The following is a 592-nucleotide window of genomic DNA, read 5'->3' as shown; positions in this document are numbered from 1 at the left end:
ACTGAGGTTGAACTCGCGATAGCGGCTGGTCGTGACGGCTCGTGATCCCTGCGGTATGCCGTGTTCATGAGGTACGCGCAGGGAGGCGGGCTGACGCCGAAGGGGCAACAGGCCCGGGAACGGGTGCGGTTGGAGGCCGGCGCGCGGTTCGGGCGGGGTGAGAAGACCGCCGAGATCGCGGCCGAGTTACGGGTGGGCAAGCGGCAGGTCGAGAAGTGGCGCCGGGCCTGGCGCGAGGGCGGCCTGGACGCCCTGCGGTCCAAGGGGCCGATGTCGGTGGAGCGGCTCTCTCCCCGGCAGTGGGAGCGTTTGGAGCGGGAGCTGGCACGGGGACCGCTGGCGCACGGCTGGGATGAGGGCCAGGGCTGGACGCTGGTGCGGATCAAGACGCTGATCGGGCGGATGTTCCACGTCGGCTACACCGTGCAGGGCGTGTGGAAACTGCTCCGGCGGCATGGCTGGTCCGCGCAGGTGCCCGCTCACCGGGCGATCGAGCGGGACGACGCGGCCGTCGAGGTGTGGAAGGACGAGGTGTGGCCGCGGGTAAAAGCACCGCGGCGGACCTGGGCGCCTACATCTGCTTCGAGGACGA

Annotated in this window: 1 protein-coding gene; it reads left to right on the top strand. The window is 70.6% G+C overall.

Features of this window, described 5'->3' with window-relative positions; genetic code table 11:
* Positions 1–66 precede the first annotated feature (66 nt).
* Positions 67–592, top strand: a 526-nt coding sequence (locus K6I34_RS37840) for a winged helix-turn-helix domain-containing protein (RefSeq protein ID WP_229332523.1), incomplete at its 3' end; no start/stop codon positions are given.

This window comes from Streptomyces sp. UNOC14_S4, from assembly GCF_020740835.1.
Taxonomy (GTDB): Bacteria; Actinomycetota; Actinomycetes; order Streptomycetales; family Streptomycetaceae; genus Streptomyces.
The sequence above is the reverse complement of the archived record's forward strand: the minus strand, read 5'-3'. Positions and strand labels throughout refer to the sequence as shown.